The sequence below is a fragment of the Burkholderia sp. Leaf177 genome (assembly GCF_001424345.1).
Taxonomy (GTDB): Bacteria; Pseudomonadota; Gammaproteobacteria; order Burkholderiales; family Burkholderiaceae; genus Caballeronia.
On record NZ_LMPF01000021.1, the window covers coordinates 342,519 to 361,899 of the forward strand.

Consider the following 19,381-nt stretch of genomic DNA (forward strand, 5'->3'; position numbering starts at 1 on the left):
TGCCAGAAAACCCTTTAAAACCTGACGTCGAAACTTCCAGACGTTCCAGACGCTGGCAGCCGTCCCAGGCCATGCGCCATATACTGATGGTGGTCGCGGGTTTCATCGCGCTCGTCGCGGTCTCGAGCGTCGTGCTCTATCACACGGTCCTGTATGGCGATGCAATCGAGAACTTCGGCATTGTCATGATGCTGACCGTTCCGGTGATCGCCGCCGTCGCTTTTCGGGTGGCGCTGGATACGTGGCTGGATCGGGAGTGATGTGAGTACGTTTTCCCTGACAACCTTGAGAGTGTTGCAAGAAAAACAAGACCCTGGGAAATGCCTGCGTAGATTTAGCCCATCTAGTGGAGGCGAACGCGCTTGTCTTCCCCGTGTTGCGATCCCGGTATTGGCTCAGCGCGCCTTAAAACCCGTTAGGGCGGGGACGGAGCGTACGGGATATAGCGTCCCATAAGGCCACGGCCTCACCTTCGGTGAATGAGGCTCTTTCGATTTTATTGCCGCTTAAATCCTTATTGGCGTCTCCCACACTCATGTCGAGTGAGAAAAACGGAGCGAGCCGTGTGCTGGTCGTCGTGTTGGCTTCGAGCGCAAATACGTAACCAAATAACCCAGCACCCGTTTTCCCAGAGACCAGCCACTCATCCGCTTTCATCGATTGCAGATCGATCGTGCCATAGCGAATGACCTCGCCGCCTGCACTTTTAACAGTACCGCGCGTTTGACCGCCCCGTTTCAATAGCGTAGTCTCTTCGCGATTTCTTGGGTCAGACATTGCTTTGAAGGTCACGTCGTAGTGATCTCGAGGTATATATTGGATGGATACTTCCTCGCTGTCGTCCGCCCTACCCGGTAGAAATCCGCCGAAAAAGCATAAACCGGGTTCAATCGGTATCTCATCGTCGTTACGACCACGTACACTTTCAAGCAGGCTAAGCACTAGACGCGTCNCCGGTAGAAATCCGCCGAAAAAGCATAAACCGGGTTCAATCGGTATCTCATCGTCGTTACGACCACGTACACTTTCAAGCAGGCTAAGCACTAGACGCGTTTTTTCAGGAACGTCATTTTTTACGGCCATTTGCTTTACGATCGGGTCGTTCGTCTGGTCCGGATTCGTGAAGTCGCTACCTTCGATTGCCAACCTGAAACGGTACCCTCGGTCCCATTTGTATGCTTCAATGAGCCGATTACCGGGATCATCATGAACGGTCCCACGATAGATGAAATATCGAATATTGCCATCGGGCTCGCCGCCGTTTGTGTAGAGATACGGGTATGCGTCGATGCTTTGGGTTGCCATCAAACTATCTTCTCGTTGTGCGACCTCTTTGCGGAAAGTCTCTTGCGCCATCGGCTTTACATTGAAATCGACGTCTTGTATCTTTGCGTAACCCGAAACATCCATGCTGCCAGGCATATCGATCAAATATCGACCGATACAACGGGTCTTAAACCCCGAGCTCAATTCGTTCACGGTGCCTCTCTCCTGTTGTGTCAATTGTGCCGGTTTGTTCTTGCATGCAACGAGTGTGAATAGCACGCAGATAGTTAATCCTTTATGTAGCCACCTCATGCTTTGTATTCCAGAAAGCTGCCCTTCACGTTCTGAGCGATCTTCGTTTTAGTCGGATCAAGCGTGTTTCGCCGGGTGAGTGCGCCCTTGGTCATCCATGGTTGGATTCTGTTAGTGCTATTCAATAGCCACGCTGATTGTGAGTTATCACTTTCGTCTGTCGCGCGGTTGGACCCCATGACACCCGGTACGAAAATGACTGGGATAATGCGGTCAGGAATTGTGTAGCAAACCGCTACGCTTTCATCGGCAAGTGACATCACCGAAGAGAAATGCAGCGAACCGTCATCGTGGATTACGGCAGAGATGAGTCGTTCTTTTGCCATTAAATATTCCTAAATAATGCGTCCGGTAAGCTTGGCAACAGTTGCGACTCGGGACTGCCGCAAGCGATCTACGTTGTTTCCAGACGGAACCGGCTTAAGACGCTTACCGGTTTAGCGGCTCAGCGCGCCTTAAAACCCGTTAGGGCGAGGACGGAGCGTACGGGATATAGCGTCCCATAAGGCCACGGCCTCACCTTTGGTGAATGAGGCTTTTCCGATTTTGTTACCGCTTGAATCCTTATTAGCGTCTCCCACACTCATGTCGAGTGAGAAAAACGGAGCGAGCCGTGTGCTGGTCGTCGTGTTGGCTTCGAGCGCAAATACGTAACCAAATAACCCAGCACCTGTTTTCCCAGAGACCAGCCACTCATCCGCTTTCATCGATTGCAGATCGATCGCGAATGACCTCGCCGCCTGCACTTTTAACGGTATCGCGTGTTTGACCGCCCCGTTTCAATAGCGTAGTCTCTTCGCGAATTCTCGGGTCAGTCATTGCCTTGAAGGTCACGTCGTAGTGATCTCGAGGTATATATTGGATGGATACTTCCTCGCTGTCGTCCGCTCTACCCGGTAGAAATCCGCCGAAAAAGCATAAACCGGGTTCAATCGGTATCTCATCGTCGTTACGACCACGTACACTTTCAAGCAGGCTAAGCACTAGNCCGGTAGAAATCCGCCGAAAAAGCATAAACCGGGTTCAATCGGTATCTCATCGTCGTTACGACCACGTACACTTTCAAGCAGGCTAAGCACTAGACGCGTCTTTCCAGGAACGTCATTTTTTACGGCCATTTGCTTTACGATCGGGTCGTTAGTCTGGTCCGGATTTGTGAAGTCGCTACCCTCGATTGCCAACCTAAAACGGTAGCCCCGGTCCCATTTATAGGCTTCAATCACGCGGCTTGCTGCGTCCGCAACTGCACCCGATAAATGAATGAAATATCGCGTATCGGCACCCCGCACCTCACCGCTGGCATAAACTGATTGATAACCGTGAATACTCTTCATCGCGTTCAATTGCTGCTCGCGTTGTGCGATTTCCCGTTGATACGCCTCCTTTGACATCAGCTTTACGTTGAAATCCACGCCCTGAATCTTTGCGTAACCCGAAGCATCCGTATCCATGGGCATGTCGATCAAATATCGACCGATACAACGGGTCTTAAAATCCAAACTCAATTCATTCACCGTACTCCCCTCCTGCTGCTTCAATGGCGTCGTTTTGCTATCACACGCGGCGAAAGTCATCAGACCGCAGATTATTATTCTTGCGTAGGGCCGGTTCACGCTTTGTATTCCAGATAGCTGCCCTTCACGTACTGAGCGATCCTCGCCTTGGTCGGATCAAGCGTGTTTCGCCGGGTGAGTGCGTCCTTGGTCATCCATGGTTGGACTGTGTTAGTGCTATCCAATAGCCACCCTGATTGTGAGTTATCGCTTTCGTCTGTCGCGCGGTTGGACTCCATGACACCTGGTATGAAAATGACTGGGATGATGCGGTCAGGAATTGTGTAGCAAACCGCTACGCTTTCTTCAGCAGGTGACATCACCGAAGAGAAATGCAGCGAACCGTCATCGTGGATTACGGCAGAGATGAGTCGTTCTTTTGTCGCCATTAAATATTCCTAAATAATGCGTCCGGCAAGCTTGGCGACAGTTGCGACTCGGAACTGCCACAGCGGTCTACGCAGTCTTCTGAAGGAGCAAGGTTAAAACACTTTCCCGTTTAACGGCTCAGCGCGCCTTAAAATCCGTTAGGGCGAGGGCGGAGCGTACGGGATATAGCGTCCCATAAGGCCACGGCTTCACCTTCGGTGAATGAGGCTCTTTCGATTTTATTGCCGCTTAAATCCTTATTGGCGTCTCCCACACTCATGTCGAGTGAGAAAAACGGAGCGAGCCGTGGTGAATGAGGCTCTTTCGATTTTATTGCCGCTTAAATCCTTATTGGCGTCTCCCACACTCATGTCGAGTGAGAAAAACGGAGCGAGCCGTGTGCTGGTAGTCGTGTTGGCTTCGAGCGCAAATACGTAACCAAATAACCCAGCACCTGTTTTCCCAGAGACCAGCCACTCATCCGCTTTCATCGATTGCAGATCGATCGTGCCATAGCGAATGACCTCGCCGCCTGCACTTTTAACGGTATCGCGTGTTTGACCGCCCCGTTTCAATAGCGTAGTCTCTTCGCGAATTCTCGGGTCAGTCATTGCCNTTTCATCGATTGCAGATCGATCGTGCCATAGCGAATGACCTCGCCGCCTGCACTTTTAACGGTATCGCGTGTTTGACCGCCCCGTTTCAATAGCGTAGTCTCTTCGCGAATTCTCGGGTCAGTCATTGCTTTGAAGGTCACGTCGTAGTGATCTCGAGGTATATATTGGATGGATACTTCCTCGCTATCATCCGCCCTACCCGGTAGAAATCCGCCGAAAAAGCATAAACCGGGTTCAGTCGGTATCTCATCGTCGTTACGACCACGTACACTTTCAAGCAGGCTAAGCACTAGACGCGTCTTTTCAGGAACATTGTTCTTGACCGTCATTTGCTTGATCGATGGCTCATCTCTGAAGGCAGAATGCGTGTAATCCCAAGCCTTGACCTTTAGCCGGATTCTATAGTTGCGATCCCACTTATAAGCCTCGATTACGCGAGGCGTATCACTAGGCTCGCTCCGACTGCCAAGGTGAACAAAAAACCTCGTTCCTCTTTCTTGCGCCTCACCGTCCTGATAAAGAAACCGATAGCCGAGGGCACTTTTCATTGACTTCAAGTCCATTTCCCGCAGTGCTATTTCCTGCTGATAAGCCTCCTGTGACATCGGCTTCACATCAACATCCACGTCCTGAACCTTTGCGTAACCCGAAACAGCCATGCTGCCAGGCATATCGATCAAATATCGACCAATACAGCGGGTCTGAAAATCCAAACTTAATTTAGTCACCGTACTTCTCTCCTGCTGTTTCAATGGCGTCGTTTCGTTATCACACGCTGTGAGAGTCATCAGACCGCAGATTATTAATCTTGCGTAGGACAAGTTCACGCTTTGTACTCAAGATAGCTGCCCTTAACGTTCTGAGCGATTTTGGTGATTGCCCATAATGTAAAACGGCGAGTCGCGTCGGGCTTAAATCCCCCTTCATGGTCCAGATTCTGAAAAGACTGACATTCTTTAGCCATGCTGGCTGATGCTCGCCCGGATCGAACAGGTACTGTCCCATCGCCGTTTTCATTAGCACTGCCCAGTACGAATTGCCCGAACGACGTCTTTCCGCCAATAGTCGCTCTGACTAGTTGGCCCCCTGTGCCGGGGTCGTTACTCGCCTGACCGGATAGCAAACTCTTCAACGGGAGTGAGTCGCCACGGATCAGTGGCGAGGTTTGCTGCGCCCAAATCACTTCGCCGTATGTTTTGTGTTTTTTGTCATCGCCATAAAAGGCGTACGTGTTCGCGTGGTATTTGCCGTTTGCACCACCAAGCGCTTTATGAAAAATTAAAACGTCGCTATTAATAAGGTTGGTGAAACTATTCCAATCTTGATCAATAGTTTTCTTTTGCGGATCAGCTGGATTCAGCAACTTGTCATCGCACAGCCCCCACCATGCGCCACGTACGGTGTAGATCTCGCTATAAGGATCGAACTGTGGCAAGGCGACGGAACGCTCGCCATCCCTTATCTTCAACCACCCCATGCCGTACTCCGGACTTGGCAAGAGCTGTAACGGGCCGGGCGCATTGCCGACCACCGCAGTCATAGCGGCCGCAGTCGGTCCCAGCGCAAGCCCGGCCAGACCTTCGGTACCGGTCTTCATGCGCTTATATGTGGCCGCCGCCCCCGTGGCAGGCATTACGCCATGTACGATGCCCAATACCTTTTCGCGTTGCCCCAATACCTCGGAGTAGTAACGCGCGACTAATCCGCCCATTGAATGGCTGACCAGAATCACTTTTTCGCAACGTAGGCCTTTGTCGCGATAGTATTGCGTGTAGGCATCGATCTTTGCGCTCAGCACCTCCGCAGACACGGCATTGGATTGCAGCCAGTTATAACCCACCGCATGAACAGGGAACTGGTATTTATATGAAAGCGCGACCTCGGCATGTTCGAGTGGTTCAAGCCCGGGCGTAACGACCCGGCACAAGCTCTCACGTAACCCTTTCCGTCCATGATCAGTGCCCGGATGCGCATCGTTGAGTGCGTTTTCAAGCCAGACCAGCCACTCGCCGTAACTTATTGCGGCGACCTCGCCCCATCCACGACGCCGAAGCTCATCGACCGACTGCGCCGTGCCTGATCGAATAGCGCCGTTTGCGTCGACCTTCGTCTTGGCCGGATCAAGCGTTTTTCGCCGCGTGAGTGGCCCCTTGGTCATCCATGGTTTGACTGTGTCGGTGCTATCCAATAGCCACACTGATTGTGACTTATCGCTTCGTCTGTCGCGAGGTTGGACCCCATGACGCCTGGTATGAAAATAACAGGGATGATGCGGTCAGGAATCATGTAGCAGACCGCTACGCTGTCGTCTGCAGGTGACGTCACTGAAGAGAAATGCAGCGAACCATCGTCGTGGACTACGCCAGAGATGAGTCGTTCTTTTGTCGCCATTAAAGATTCCTAAATAGTGCGTCCGAAACATTCAGCTAACTCGCATCTGAGTTCACATCTTGTCATAGGGGTAAAAGAACAACGTACGTAGCTATTCACAGCGTTTCTTCGAATGCACTTCGCGATTTGTATTTGTCCCTGACTTGACGAAGAGTTTTGTTTTTATCCTTAGGCGTGTATTCGTACCAGGCGTCTCTTGGACAATCAAAAGCAAATATTTTATTCAGATAAGGCGATTTGAACTGATATAAATTGTCGCAAGCCGACTACCATTTCTAGAGGCGCACAACTTGGCCGCTAACCAAATGGACCAGAGGATCAAACCCGCTACACCTGCCAAAGGCAACCAACGTTTCGTCTGATTTCTACCTTCCGCCGCTCGCTTCCTTGAGCACATCGATAAACGCCCGTAACCCGGCTGGCACATGCCAATGCCCGGGATAGTACAAACACAATCCGGGAATGAACGGGCACCAGTCTTCCAGCACAATCGCGAGGCGGCCGTCGTCGAGCGACTTCCGCGCAATGGACTCCGGCACGTAAGCCAGTCCTAGTCCGTCGGCCGCGGCTTCGACCATTAGCCCGTTGTTATCGAGCGTGAGTGCGCCGGGTACATCGATTGAAACTTCCTGCCCGCGCCTGGCAAATTCCCATCGATACCGCTTGCCGCTCGGCAACCGCTGCCGGATGCAAACGTGGTCAAGCAGGTCATCCGGCGTGACAAGCGGCTTTCGTCCCGCGAGATACGCAGGCGCCGCGACCACGACGAAACGCAGGTCACCGCCAATCCGCACCGCCACCATGTCGCGCGGCACCGACTCTTCCAGCCGCACGCCGGCATCGAAACCCAGTTCGACGATATCCACCAGCCGACCTTCCGCCACCAGATCGAGCGCCATGCCGGGATAACGCTCGAGAAAGCGCGGCACCACGGTTTTCAGGATGATCCGCGCCGCGCCTTCGTTGGCGTTGATCCTGAGCGTGCCGCTCGGATTGCCGCGCGCGTCGGCGACTTGGTCCAGCGCTTCATCTAGATCGCGGAGCACCGGCGCGATGCGCGCAAGCAGCGCTTCGCCGGCTTCGGTGGGCGCCACGCTGCGCGTCGTTCGGTTGAGCAGGCGCACGCCCAACTGGCGTTCGAGCCCGAGCATGGCGTGACTGAGCGATGAACGCGACACGCCGAGCGCGTCGGCGGCACGGCGAAAACTTCGATGCGTCGACACGGCGGAAAACGCGGTGAGGTCTGCAAGCGTGGGTTTGGTCATTGGTGTCGATTTTTCACGGGGTCATGCGAACTATAGCGGCTTCTCTCACCAATGAGCTAGCCCTACCATGGTCATCAGGCAGTCCGTACCAATCATTTTTTGGGAGAACACCATGACAAAAACCTGGCTTATCACCGGCACGTCTTCCGGTCTCGGCCGCTTGCTCGCCGAGCGCCTGCTTGCGCGCGGCGACCGGGTTATCGCGACCTTGCGCCGCGATGGCGCACTCGACGACCTCAAGCGCCAGTACAACGACCGCCTTCACATCCTGACACTCGATGTCACCGATACCCCCGCACTTCGGTCCGGCATCGCCGAGGCATTCGAGACCGCGGGTCGTATCGATGTGATCGTGAGCAACGCCGGTTACGGCTTGTTCGGTGCGGGCGAGGAAGTGACCGACGCGCAGATCGAGCGGCAGATCGCCACCAATCTCACCGGCTCGATCCAGGTCATCCGCGCGGCGTTGCCGTATTTGCGCGCGCAGGGCGGCGGCCGGATCGTCCAGGTTTCATCGGAGGGAGGCCAGATCGCGTATCCAAATTTCAGCCTTTATCACGCGACGAAATGGGGAATCGAAGGGTTCGTGGAGTCGGTGGCGAAGGAGGTCGCGCCGTTTGGCATCGACTTCGTGATCGTGGAACCGGGGCCGACGAGCACGCAGTTCGGCGCCGGACTCGATCATGCCAAGCCGATGCCCGAATACGACAACACGCCGGCGGGCGATGTCCGGCGCGCGATCGCGACCAACAGTTTTGCGATTCGCGGCGATGCCGGCAAGACGGTCGACGCGATGATCGCCGCCGCCGACGCCGCGCATCCGCCCTTGCGCCTGACGCTCGGCGGCACCGCCTACGAATCGATCAGCGCGGCGCTGGCTGCCCGTCTGAAGGCGCTCGAAGCGCAGCGGGATATTGCTTATTCGGCCAACTCGGAAAGCTGAGCAACCGTCATTCGATGGTCGGCGTCGTTCCGGTGAAATGCTCCGCGCGCAGGAAATCGAAATCGACGCCCTTGTCCGCCTGCGTCACCGTTTCAAGGAACAGCTTCCGGTAACCGCGTCCGGCTGTTGGCACCACGACGGGTTCATCGAGCGCGCGCTGCGCCAGTTCTTCATCGGAGACGAGCAGCGTGATCTCGCGATTGGCCACGCTCAGCCGGATCTGGTCGCCGTTGTGCACGTGCGCAAGCGGTCCGCCGATCGCGGCTTCCGGCGTGACATGCAGCACGATGGTTCCGAACGCGGTGCCGCTCATGCGGCCATCGGAGATACGAACGATGTCCTTGACGCCCGCCTTCGCCAGCTTTTTCGGAATCGGAATGTAACCCGCCTCCGGCATGCCCGGCGCGCCCTTCGGACCGATATTCTTGAGCACCAAAATATCTCTGGCGGTCACGTCGAGATCGTCGGAATCGATGCGCAGCGCCATGTCGTCGGCGTTCTCGAACACGACCGCACGGCCCGTGTGTTCCATCAGGTCAGGGTGCGCCGCCGATTGCTTGATGATCGCGCCTCCCGGCGCCAGATTGCCCTCCAGCACGGCAATGCCGCCTTGCGGATAAATCGGCCGTTCGCGCGTTTTCACCACGTCTTGCGCAAACCCCGGTCCGCTCAGCTCGATCTCTTCGCCGAGCGTGCGGCCCGTGACCGTCAGTGCGTCGAGCTTGAGCAGCGGCCTGAGTTCGCGCAGCAGCGTCGCCATGCCGCCTGCATGGTGAAAGTCTTCCATGTAATGCTGCCCGGACGGTTTCAGGTCGACCAGAACCGGGGTATCGCGGCCCATGCGGTCGAGCGCCTTGAGATCGACCTCGAGCCCGCAACGTCCGGCGATCGCCGTCAGGTGGATGATGCCGTTCGTCGATCCGCCAATTGCAAGCAGCACGCGCATGGCGTTATGAAACGCATCGGGCGTCAGGATCTTGTCGATGCTCAGCCGTTCGTGCGCCATCTTCACGGCCTGCGCGCCGCTCAGCTCGGCCACGCGCATGCGGTCGGCGGTGACGGCGGGCGGCGTCGCGCCGCCGGGGACGGTCATGCCCAAAGCCTCGGCAATGCACGCCATCGTGCTCGCCGTGCCCATTACCGAACAAGTTCCCACGCTCGCGACCAGTTGATTATTGACGTCGGCGATCTCCTGTTCATCGATCTGTTCCGCGCGGAACTTGCCCCAGTAGCGGCGGCAATCCGTACACGCGCCCACGCGCTCCGAACGGTGCGAACCGGTCAGCATCGATCCGGTAATCAGTTGAATGGCCGGCAACCCCGCCGATGCCGCGCCCATCAGTTGCGCCGGAACCGTCTTGTCGCAGCCGCCGATCAACACGACGGCGTCCATGGGTTGTGCGCGCAGCATTTCCTCGGTGTCCATCGACATCAGGTTGCGCAGGTACATGCTCGTCGGCGACGAAAAACTTTCGTGGATGCTGATGGTGGGGAAGTCCATCGGCAGGCCGCCAGCGAGCATCACGCCGCGCTTGACCGCCTCGATCAGTTGGGGCGCGTTGCCGTGGCACGGGTTGTACGCGCTGCCCGTATTCACGATGCCGACCACGGGGCGATCGAGCGCGCTATCCGTGTAGCCCGCTCCCTTGATGAACGCCTTGCGGAGGAAGAGCGAAAAGCCGCTGTCGCCGTAGCTGGTCAGGCCTTTGCGAAGACCCGTGGATGATTTATCTGACATGGTTTATGCCTCCTTCTTTTTTACTTCTTAAGGGGAATGTATTGCGTGACGACACCGAGGCGCTAATGCGACGACACGTAGATTGAAGACGGCAACGGGTCGGGCATCGCGAAATTCTGCTTCATGCGCGCGACCTCCTCATGCGGACTGCTTCCGAAAAGCCGCTTGAATTCGCGGCTGAATTGCGATGCGCTTTCATAGCCCACGCTCGCCGCCGCACTCGCCGCGGTCACGCCATTGCGCGCCATCAGCAAGCGCGCCTGATGCAGCCGTGTCGACTTGATGTACTGGATGGGCGACGAATCCGTAACGCTCTTGAAGTGCGCATGAAAGGTCGCGATGCTCATGTTGGCCTCGCCGGCAAGATCCTCCACCGTCAGCGCCTGTGCGAACGATGCATGAATCTTGCGGATCGCGCGTGAGATCTTGCCGAAGTGACCCTGACGACTCAGCGCCGCGCGCATGGATCCACCCTGCTTGCCGATAAACACCCGGAAATAAAGCTCGCGCACAATCGACGGACCGATCACCCGCGCCTCGAGCGGATCGCGCATGGCGTGCAGAAGACGCAAGACGGTGCGCGCCAAAGGAAGATCGAGCGGCGTGGTTGCCATGCCTGCGGGCTCGGACGACGACACGGCGTCGAGCTCTTCGAGCTGCAACATCAATTCCGCTGCGAGGCTGAAGTCGAGACGCAAGTAGATGGCGAGCAGCGGCTCTTCTTCGCTTGCTTCGGTTTCCATAGAAAACGGCAGGGGTACGGAGACGACCAGGTATTGGTTCGCGTCGTACAGGTAGACGTCATCGCCGAGATAACCTCGCTTGCGCCCCTGGCACACGATCACGATGCCCGGATCGTAAAGCACTGGCGTGCGTGTCAACGGCCGGTTGGATCGAAGGAAGCGGACGTCGGGCAACGCGCACAAGCTATAGCCTTCGATTGGCGCAAGTTCGAGCAACAGCGCATTGGTCTCACGGCGCAAGGCGTCCATGGATTCGGAAGAGTCGGTCATGGCGTGGATTCGGAAAAAGCGAAACCCCATCTTGCACCGGCCGCTCTCCAGAGTCCAGAGGGTCATAGGATTAGGCAAAGCTTTCAGAGCATCGAACGTATCGCATGGACGGCGTGGAAACTACTATTTGATCGTTGTCTTCTGGAACACGCAGCTCATCAACCTGGATACGATCATGACTGAAACCACGAAAAAAACCTTTCTCATCACCGGCGTCAGCTCGGGCTTCGGCCTTGCTTTTGCGCGTGCAGCGCTTGACGCAGGACACACGGTAGTGGGCACCGTGCGCGACGATATCGCCGCGAATGCCTTCAAGGCGATGTCGAAAGAACGGGCGCATCCGCTCTTGTTGGACGTCACGGATTTTGCGGCGATCGAACCCGCCGTGCGATCGATCGAGCAAGACATTGGTTGTATCGATGTCCTGATCAATAATGCGGGCTACGGACACGAAGGCACGCTCGAAGAGTCGCCGCTCGAAGACATGCGTCGCCAGTTCGACGTCAACGTGTTCGGTGCAGTGGCCATGATCAAAGCAGTCGTGCCATTCATGCGTGTACGCCGCGCGGGGCATATCGTCAATGTCACCTCGATGGGCGGCTTCATCACCATGCCCGGCATCTCGTACTATTGCGGAAGCAAGTTCGCGCTTGAAGGCATTTCGGAGACCCTCTCCAAGGAGTTGAAGGGGTTCGGCATTCACGTTACCGCCGTCGCGCCCGGATCGTTTCGCACCAACTGGGCCGGACGCTCGATGGTGCGCGCGGGTCGAAGCATTGCAGATTACGATGCGTTGTTCGAACCCATTCGCCGAGCGCGTGAAGAAAAAAGCGGCAAGCAGGCGGGCGATCCGGCCAAGGCCGCGCAGGCGTTGCTCAAGGTTATTGTTTCGCCGAATCCGCCCGTGCATTTGCTGCTTGGCAATGACGCGTTGAAGCTCGTCAAGGAGAAGTTAACATCTTTCGCCGATGAAATCAGCGAGTGGGAAGCGGTCTCGAGTTCCACCGATTACACTGAATAATCCTGTTCGAGGTAATAAGAGGATCGGGCAAACTCGTAGCTGACTGCACAAGCCGCAAGCTGTCGAACGGCCGATTTGATTGGCTGACTCGACGCTGGCGGCTTTCCCGGACAAGTGCTCTCGATGCACTTTCAATAATTCTTGCCGGCGGTTGCCGCGCGTTGAGGCAGGAAGGCCACGCTCGCAATAATGAAGACAAGCAATATCAAGGACGCGTAAAGCCGGCTGATATGCAGTCCGCCCTCGGCTATAGGTTTGTCGAGAAAATCACCCAGAGTGGCACCAAGCGGACGAGTCAATATGAAAGCGGCCCAAAAAAGCAGCGTGCGCGAGACGCGTGTCCATAGATAAGCACCTGCCACGATTGCCAAACAAATGCCGAAGATCAACGCACCGTATTCGTATCCAAGACCCAGGCCGCCTCGATCCGTGCCTGCAACCCAGTCGCCGAGGGCCGTGCCCAACGTCTGGGAGAAAAGAATGGTTATCCAGTAAAACCACTCCGCTTTAGGCGTCGTAATGCTTTGAACGGAAACGGTTCCCTGCGATTTGTACCAAATCCCCAAACTCGCAAGCAGTAGCGCGGACACGATGCAAACACCGCCTGGATAGCCCAAGCCAACGGACCGATCGAAGAAATCCGCCATGGTTGTACCAAGCGTTGTGGTGGCTATGATCGTGGCCCAGTACAAGGACGGAAGATAGCGGTCAGCACGTATCTGTGCCGAAACAAGTCCGAGAAAGATTGCCGCAAAAATAGCAGAGCCGATGAGGTAGCCAAGGTTGAGGGACATTGTCACCCAGTCGCCGCCTGTTTCACCCAGCGTCGTCGCCGCGATCTTGATTATCCAGAATATGAGTGTGACTTGCGGCACCTTGCTTGCCGCATGTTTCAATGTTTCCCGCACGTTGTCTGCCATGTCTAAGCCTTGTCCTGAGTATATGAGTCCGGGTCAAGGGCAAGGATCAATGAATAATGCTTAAGGCACGCTTAACAAAATCTATTCGACGCGCTGGCAGAATGGAGACGGCGTGGTATAGCTAGCAAATGGACGCGCCTAGGGACCATTAAGCCACTGGGCGCGACGATCTTTCCATTGCTTTAATTTACTCTGAACACCTGAAGACCGGCTTCTGCCGAGTCTGCGCTTTTCGTGTGTACCACGTATAACTTTTTCATCGACGGAATGTAGGTTGCAGTTTTGCCGCCCATGGTATCGACGTGCTGGACGATCTTGTAATGATCGTTATCGATCTGGCGAATGACATCGAGGCCGTTCGATCCGGCAACAAAAAGCTGCTTGTGTTGACGATCGAATATGATCTCGTCCGACGTCTCGACAATGTCCAGCGCTTGAACCACAGCGCCAGTTTTTGCATCGAGAACGAACAGCTTTCCCGGGTTGCGGGAGCCGATGAACAACCGATTGCTTTGCGAATCAAATGCCATTGCAGAGTTTCGGCTCGGTCCCGGAACGGGCCAGACACCCATCAGTTTTCGCGTCCGCAGATCGACAATACCGACCTCATTCTTGTCGCGGAAATTTACGAACAGACGCTCGGTGGCGGGATCGGTGGCCATTGCTTTTATTTGTGCCGCTGGAACGCTGATGCGGCTGATAACCGACTGTTTTGCCATCGAGATCAAACTGATGTACGCAGTTTCCTTATGTGACTGAGCGCCTCCGTTACCGAGATAGAAAATGCCGGTTCGCCTGTCGACTACACCGCTGTCGGGCTGTGCCTCCAGCGGTATGGCCTGTTTCAACGCGAATGTTTTTGTATCGACGATCCGCGCGCTAGCGGAGCCCGCATCAGCAATGAAAAGCTCATCTCCAGAATCCGTAAGCGCAATTTTATGAGGCGTTCGAGCAACTGACCTTTCACTTGCGAGATGACTTCCGTCCGGAAGATTGAAGACTTCAATGGAACCGTAAATCTCAGCAGAAACATAGAGCCGATGCCGCTTCAGGTCAGCGGCAAAATGGTCGAAGTCTCCGCCGGTGATCTCAGGCAATGGAGTCGTGGATTGAAGTGTCAACGGCGCCGCTGACACCAACGTCGAAAACAAGATGCTGTTTATAATCGCGATCAACTTGATGACCTTCATGGCATCCCTTGAGGTCTTGCTAAGCAGAAATTTATTGTTTTTATTGTCGCCGTCGCATATGGACCAGACGCTGACAGAGCGATTACCAACTTGTTATCTTGAACTGATGCCCTGGTGAACTACTGACTAGCGAGCGTCAGTGATCCCCGTTGCCCGAATGGAATGTTTGAGAATTTCCGGCGCGTAAGATCCTCTTAAGTATCGAATGCGTACCCTGTTGAAATCAGCAGAATCAACGCTCGGTCGATAGCGTAAATATCTGTTAATCACCCTTTCAAATTAGCGTTCTACCTTTGAAGGGCTCGTGATTCATTTTTCAAATGTCAAAACAGACGAGGAATTTATGACGATTGCCGAAGTTTTCGCTTTCTACGCATGTTTGTTCGCGAGTGGGATTGGTGCAACGATGTTGCTCGCGCAGTCGATGACTCAGACGCTTGCCGAGAAAGCTGAGCGCAACGGATGCTTCTCTGGTCTGGGCGAGGAATACTATTCCAGATAACGCGATTCAATATGGGGTGGTGAAGGCTGCAACTAAAGGTGGCCTTCGCATTGAACATGCTATGAGCAAAGCCAGCGCATGGTGAAACGTTCCCACGTCATCTACGAAAAGTTTATTGGTTAAAGATCCTAATTAACCTAATTCCTGGTTAAGAGAAACCTGGCCGATTAAATTTCCATCGACCCGGAAGCACGTTCACGTATGCGCATACCTGCCGCGTTCGCGTTTGAGATCAACGCCCCATACGCCGGTTAGTCCGGGCTGGCTCAAAGCCGGTTGAACCCTTCTACAATGGTGTCGCCATGCTCGGCGCCTGCCGTTCGAATGGCGCCATGGTCGAGATAAGCCGGGACTTCGGCTTGCGTCAGTGGCGCGATCATGGCGCATGCGAGCGCAATCACAAGACACTTCATGATCAGAAGTCCAGCTTGGCCGTGACGATAACCTGCCGGCTCTCGCCAATGTTGATGAACGGCGTGCCCGTGCAGCAACTACCCGTGTAGTAAGTAGAGTTGAAGATATTGCGCGCGTTGAGTTGCCAGTCGATGTACTGCCCGAAGATATGCGAATTCCACGATACGAATGCATCCGCGACATGTCCCCACGGCAACTGATAAACCTTGCCGGTTCCGTCGCTGACCGCCATGCTGCTGAAGACACGCACGCCGGCGCCGGCACGTACACGACCGCTTGCAGGTCCGAACTCGACGTTGCCAAAATCGCGCGTTAAATAGAATGCGCCTTCATGCTTGGGCGTATTAGGCAGCGGATTGCCGCCCACGAGTGGATCGTCCTTGTAGCGCGCCTCGGTTGCCGCGTAGCTCGCGATCACGCTCCATCGATCCGTAATCTGACCGTTGACATCGATCTCAAGACCGCGCGAACGTGCGTGTCCTGCGTTGCGCACGAAGTTGACGCCGTCTATGGTCTGGGTAGTCTGGATATTTTTCTTGCGGATGTCGAAAAGCGCGACGGTGCCGGTGATGCGGTTGGTCTCGAGCTTCGTGCCAATCTCGTATGCCAGTCCCTGCTCGGGCGGCAAGGTTCCAATAGGCGCAGCAATCGATGTGTTCGGCCTGAACGACTCGCTGTAACTAGCGTAAGTGGACCACTCTGGTGTGATCTTGTAGACAAGACCGGCGTGCGGGACGACTTTGCTATCGCTTTGTGTCGACCCGACTACAAACGGCCTGCCCTTGCCTGTCAATTCCTGGAAGCTGTCATAGCGTATGCCGCCAAGGAGAATCCAACGGTCGCCAAAATGTATGGCATCCTGAATGAATGCACCGCGCTCGATCAGCTTGTCGGTCTGATCGCTGTCCGCCGGAGACAACGTATAGGTTGCAGGAAGCGTGCCGTAGACAGGCGAATACATGTTGAACGCGGAGTTGTTCTTTCCTCGATAAAGATCCGCCAGAACGCGGTAATTCCGCATGTAGTCGAAGCCGGTCAGGATATCGTTTCTTAGTCCGAACCAAGTGACCTTGCCTTCAAGATTCAATGTGAAGTTATGCGTGGACTGAACGCCGTTTTGCGTGGAGTCCACGCGGCGCGTCAGTATTCCGGTCGTGAAATTAGGCGTCAGCACACGCGCTTGCTGATCGTTGTAATACGTCCGATTCCATCCGTACCCGGCGTGCACTGTCCAGTCCTGACTCAGCTTGTGATCGACGCGGACATTGAGCGCATCGGAGCGGCCGGCAGAGATGTTGTAGTTCTCGTCGAACCGCTCTTTCGGCGATACCGACACCAGATTGCCCGTACGCGTGTCTATGATCGTGCCGCGATCAATCGGCACCGAATAGTTCATGTGCTCGTATTGCACGAGCACGGTGGTGTCACGTCCAAACCATGCAATCGAGGGCGCGATGGTGTCCTGCCGGTTGTAGCCGAAGTTGCGCCAGTAATCCACGTTCTGGTGATCGGCAATGAACCGGTACGCCAATCCTGAAGTGCCGATCGGCCCCGTCAAATCCGCCTGCGCGCCGCCCCCGCCGTAGCTGCTTGCGAAACCGGAAACCGAATTGGCGCGTTCGAGTTGCGGCTTCTTGGTGACGACGTTCACCAGACCGCCCGGGTCCTGGATGCCGTAGAGCATCGACGCCGGGCCCTTCAGCACTTCAATGCGCTCGGTCGTTGGCGTGAAGTTACGCGGCTGTACCGACTGCAGGCCATCGCGGAGAATCGAATTGTCACGGTTATCGCCAAAACCACGCTTGACCAGCGCGTCGAGCGTACCGCCGAGCGTGTTGCCCATGCGAATGCCCGGCACGGTTTCGAGCGCTTCGGCGAGGCTGTCCGGCGCACGATCCTGAATCGATTGGGATGTGACTACGTTGACAGCCTGCGGCACATCCACGAGCGGTGTGTCGGTGCGTGTCGCCACCGATGCCCGCCGCCCTTGATAACCGCGCTCGGGCTCGCTGTCGCTGACGCGCGCCGCGTTGACCTTGACCGCGGGAAGCGCACTGTCGTTGCCAGACGCTGGCGTTGCGGCAACCGCTGGCGGGCTGGTGGTTTCATCGGCGAATGCTGGTCCGCTCGATGCAAACACCAAAGTAAGCGCGACCGCTGCAGGTCGATGACTTGCGAGCAGCCGGTCGCGTATCTTGGCCTTCATGGAATCCATTCCTCGTTAAACGAACGTTTACAATCCGCCGAATAGTATCGTTAACGATAATGATTCTCAATACTGTTAGAAAGAATTTTGTCAGTAACTTTCTTTATGAAGGTTTGATTACAGGTGTCGATTTGTAAGCTGCGGCGCTTAGGAGATGCGTTTCCTACGGGAAGCGGTCGCCACAACCGCAAGGTCCAGCTTTACCCGTACCGCCCTTCACGGCATTGCTTCCCTGGCGATCCGGCAATTACTCTTACGCTTTAGCTTTGGTTCATCTGGTCCATCACAGTGAGCAAATTAGTTAGTGCTTGCCTGCACGCTGCTGGATCAGGCGTCTTCTCGCGTAAGGCACTAAGCGCTTGATCGATTGATTTATCCACTTTGTGCCAATCACCCGCTGCACGCGGTTTTAAGGATCGCTCGGCTTCATCCCATGACATCTCCAGGTCCTTGATCCGCGTGCGAGCCTGCACGAGATTGCCCTTGTCGACCAAACTGCTGGCGTCTATGACAATTCGCCGAAACTCGGACAAGTCGCCAAGCTTCGATTGTGCAGCTTGGGCCGTGGTCAGAAAGGTGAATGGTGTTGCCCCGCAAAACGTACTCACCGCCGTTAGCGCCAATACCACGAAGACCAATGGTTTGGTATGTCGCCAGGAAATCATGATTGCTTCTCCGTTAAGGTTTATAAAAAAAGCCGTGCCTTTAATCAAAGCTCGGCGGCCGCGCGCGACGACCTCACGTGTGATGCATGGCGGACACTGACGAAAATCACCAGCGCAATAATCACCGATAGAAATACAGCGCTCGTGCCAACGTTGCCCCAGCCAAGACCGCCGTATGTCTTCGACTGCGAAAGGAAGTCGCCAAGCGAAGCGCCAAGCGGACGCGTCAGGATATAAGCCGTCCAGAATGTCAAAACCGCGCCAGCGCCGACGTAATACGCGAATGCGGTCAGTGCGATCAAGCCGCCAAAAACGACAATCCCCAAAGCGAATCCCAGCCCCAGCGCTTCGGTGGCAAGATCTCCGGCAGCGGTGCCCAGCGCAAACGTTACGAGCATGGCGGCCCAGTAGAATAGTTCGCGCGGACGCGTATTGATCGAACGGATCGACAGCGTTCCCTCGGCGCGAAACCACGCAAAAAAGACGGCAGCGAGACAGACAGCGAAAACCGACGTGCTGATATAAAGGCTGATTGAAAGTCCATCGGTCAAGGCATCGGTAATCTGCGTGCCCACGATACTGACCAGCACCACCGTCATCCAATAGATCCATGGCACATAGGTTGGCGCCCGAAGCTGCATGACAAGTACTGCGATCAACAGCGCCGCGCATAGAAGGCTCGTAACAAGCGCTCCGAGCCCAACGCTTACGGCAAGGTAATCCGCACCTGTTTCGCCTACAGTAGTAGACAGCAGCTTGATCACCCAGAAAATAAGCGCGGCTTCAGGCACCTTGTTGAAGCGGTCGGATCTGTTTGCAATGAGGTCTGCGCGAGTCGTCATGATGAGTTCCATATCGGGGTTCAGTCGTACAGTGCCCGGGAACTTAATATAGACGTCGATATATTATGGAATACTTATGAGGCGACATTTTTTTAAAAACCTTGGCCTGCCTCTTCTGCTTTACACATGCAAAAAAGGCAGACCCTTCTAACGG

Annotated in this window: 19 protein-coding genes and 4 pseudogenes; 4 read left to right on the forward strand and 19 right to left on the reverse strand. The window is 55.3% G+C overall.

The annotated features are described in order from the left end of the window. Positions 1-71 precede the first annotated feature (71 nt). Positions 72-260 carry a hypothetical protein gene (locus ASG35_RS16930; protein ID WP_235527576.1) on the forward strand — a complete coding sequence of 63 codons (189 nt, stop codon included), beginning with the start codon at positions 72-74 and terminating at the stop codon, positions 258-260. A gap of 145 nt (positions 261-405) precedes the next feature. Here the strand turns inward: ASG35_RS16930 and ASG35_RS32715 are convergent, their stop codons facing one another. From ASG35_RS32715 to ASG35_RS16975, 11 genes and pseudogenes are all read right to left on the reverse strand, one after another. Next, positions 406-942 (reverse strand): T6SS immunity protein Tli4 family protein, encoded by a 537-nt coding sequence (locus ASG35_RS32715; RefSeq protein WP_442854846.1) that lies wholly within the window; start codon positions 940-942, stop codon positions 406-408. An 11-nt stretch (positions 943-953) separates the two neighbouring features. Continuing rightward, a pseudogene (locus tag ASG35_RS32720) lies at positions 954-1,578 on the reverse strand (hypothetical protein); the annotation flags it as partial. Beyond that, complete coding sequence (locus ASG35_RS16940; RefSeq protein ID WP_056359668.1) at positions 1,575-1,904, reverse strand: hypothetical protein; 330 nt, start codon at positions 1,902-1,904, stop codon at positions 1,575-1,577. The pseudogene ASG35_RS32720 and the gene ASG35_RS16940, both read right to left, overlap by 4 nt. Before the next feature lie 129 nt (positions 1,905-2,033). After that, positions 2,034-2,562: pseudogene (locus tag ASG35_RS32725) on the reverse strand (T6SS immunity protein Tli4 family protein). Positions 2,563-2,566: 4 nt separating this feature from the next. Further along, a pseudogene (locus ASG35_RS32730) lies at positions 2,567-3,152 on the reverse strand (hypothetical protein); the annotation flags it as partial. Between the two features lie 35 nt (positions 3,153-3,187). Continuing rightward, positions 3,188-3,520 carry a hypothetical protein gene (locus tag ASG35_RS16955; RefSeq protein ID WP_056359678.1) on the reverse strand — a complete coding sequence of 111 codons (333 nt, stop codon included), beginning with the start codon at positions 3,518-3,520 and terminating at the stop codon, positions 3,188-3,190. Between the two features lie 128 nt (positions 3,521-3,648). Beyond that, the gene (locus ASG35_RS32735) at positions 3,649-3,780 is read right to left on the reverse strand and encodes a T6SS immunity protein Tli4 family protein (RefSeq protein ID WP_162244416.1); all 132 of its coding nucleotides are present in this window, start codon (positions 3,778-3,780) and stop codon (positions 3,649-3,651) included. Next, on the reverse strand, positions 3,758-4,111 hold the full coding sequence (locus tag ASG35_RS32740) for a T6SS immunity protein Tli4 family protein (RefSeq protein ID WP_056359680.1): 354 nt from the start codon (positions 4,109-4,111) through the stop codon (positions 3,758-3,760). The genes ASG35_RS32735 and ASG35_RS32740 overlap by 23 nt, the downstream gene beginning before the upstream one ends. A gap of 5 nt (positions 4,112-4,116) precedes the next feature. After that, positions 4,117-4,905: pseudogene (locus tag ASG35_RS32745) on the reverse strand (T6SS immunity protein Tli4 family protein); the annotation flags it as partial. A gap of 35 nt (positions 4,906-4,940) precedes the next feature. After that, on the reverse strand, positions 4,941-6,305 hold the full coding sequence (locus ASG35_RS16970) for an esterase/lipase family protein (protein ID WP_156393211.1): 1,365 nt from the start codon (positions 6,303-6,305) through the stop codon (positions 4,941-4,943). 568 nt (positions 6,306-6,873) lie between these two features. Further along, positions 6,874-7,773, reverse strand: a complete 900-nt coding sequence (locus ASG35_RS16975) for a LysR family transcriptional regulator (protein ID WP_056359691.1) — start codon at positions 7,771-7,773, stop codon at positions 6,874-6,876. 112 nt (positions 7,774-7,885) lie between these two features. Here ASG35_RS16975 and ASG35_RS16980 point away from each other — a divergent pair, with 112 nt between their 5' ends. Continuing rightward, complete coding sequence (locus ASG35_RS16980; protein ID WP_056359694.1) at positions 7,886-8,716, forward strand: SDR family oxidoreductase; 831 nt, start codon at positions 7,886-7,888, stop codon at positions 8,714-8,716. Positions 8,717-8,723: 7 nt separating this feature from the next. On the opposite strand, the gene ASG35_RS16985 is transcribed toward ASG35_RS16980, so the two are convergent. After that, positions 8,724-10,454 carry an IlvD/Edd family dehydratase gene (locus ASG35_RS16985; protein WP_056359698.1) on the reverse strand — a complete coding sequence of 577 codons (1,731 nt, stop codon included), beginning with the start codon at positions 10,452-10,454 and terminating at the stop codon, positions 8,724-8,726. A 62-nt stretch (positions 10,455-10,516) separates the two neighbouring features. Continuing rightward, the gene (locus tag ASG35_RS16990; protein ID WP_056359701.1) at positions 10,517-11,467 is read right to left on the reverse strand and encodes an AraC family transcriptional regulator; all 951 of its coding nucleotides are present in this window, start codon (positions 11,465-11,467) and stop codon (positions 10,517-10,519) included. A gap of 175 nt (positions 11,468-11,642) precedes the next feature. Here ASG35_RS16990 and ASG35_RS16995 point away from each other — a divergent pair, with 175 nt between their 5' ends. Next, positions 11,643-12,488, forward strand: coding sequence for an oxidoreductase (locus tag ASG35_RS16995; RefSeq protein WP_056360833.1), 846 nt, complete (start codon positions 11,643-11,645; stop codon positions 12,486-12,488). Between the two features lie 131 nt (positions 12,489-12,619). On the opposite strand, the gene ASG35_RS17000 is transcribed toward ASG35_RS16995, so the two are convergent. Continuing rightward, complete coding sequence (locus ASG35_RS17000) at positions 12,620-13,408, reverse strand: COG4705 family protein (RefSeq protein WP_056359704.1); 789 nt, start codon at positions 13,406-13,408, stop codon at positions 12,620-12,622. A gap of 182 nt (positions 13,409-13,590) precedes the next feature. Then, positions 13,591-14,598 carry a YncE family protein gene (locus ASG35_RS17005; protein WP_056359707.1) on the reverse strand — a complete coding sequence of 336 codons (1,008 nt, stop codon included), beginning with the start codon at positions 14,596-14,598 and terminating at the stop codon, positions 13,591-13,593. A gap of 343 nt (positions 14,599-14,941) precedes the next feature. On the opposite strand from ASG35_RS17005, the gene ASG35_RS31420 reads away from it, so the two are divergent. Continuing rightward, positions 14,942-15,100 (forward strand): hypothetical protein, encoded by a 159-nt coding sequence (locus tag ASG35_RS31420; RefSeq protein ID WP_156393212.1) that lies wholly within the window; start codon positions 14,942-14,944, stop codon positions 15,098-15,100. A 266-nt stretch (positions 15,101-15,366) separates the two neighbouring features. On the opposite strand, the gene ASG35_RS31425 is transcribed toward ASG35_RS31420, so the two are convergent. The 4 genes from ASG35_RS31425 to ASG35_RS17020 form a co-directional block, all read right to left on the reverse strand. Further along, complete coding sequence (locus ASG35_RS31425; RefSeq protein WP_156393213.1) at positions 15,367-15,513, reverse strand: hypothetical protein; 147 nt, start codon at positions 15,511-15,513, stop codon at positions 15,367-15,369. A gap of 2 nt (positions 15,514-15,515) precedes the next feature. Continuing rightward, entirely contained in the window at positions 15,516-17,720 is a 2,205-nt protein-coding gene (locus tag ASG35_RS17010; RefSeq protein WP_082508458.1) for a TonB-dependent siderophore receptor, read from the reverse strand. A 260-nt stretch (positions 17,721-17,980) separates the two neighbouring features. Next, positions 17,981-18,385: a hypothetical protein gene (locus tag ASG35_RS17015; RefSeq protein ID WP_056360836.1), complete on the reverse strand. Its 405-nt coding sequence runs from the start codon at positions 18,383-18,385 to the stop codon at positions 17,981-17,983. Between the two features lie 44 nt (positions 18,386-18,429). Then, complete coding sequence (locus ASG35_RS17020; protein WP_056360839.1) at positions 18,430-19,227, reverse strand: COG4705 family protein; 798 nt, start codon at positions 19,225-19,227, stop codon at positions 18,430-18,432. Between the last annotated feature and the right edge of the window lie 154 nt (positions 19,228-19,381).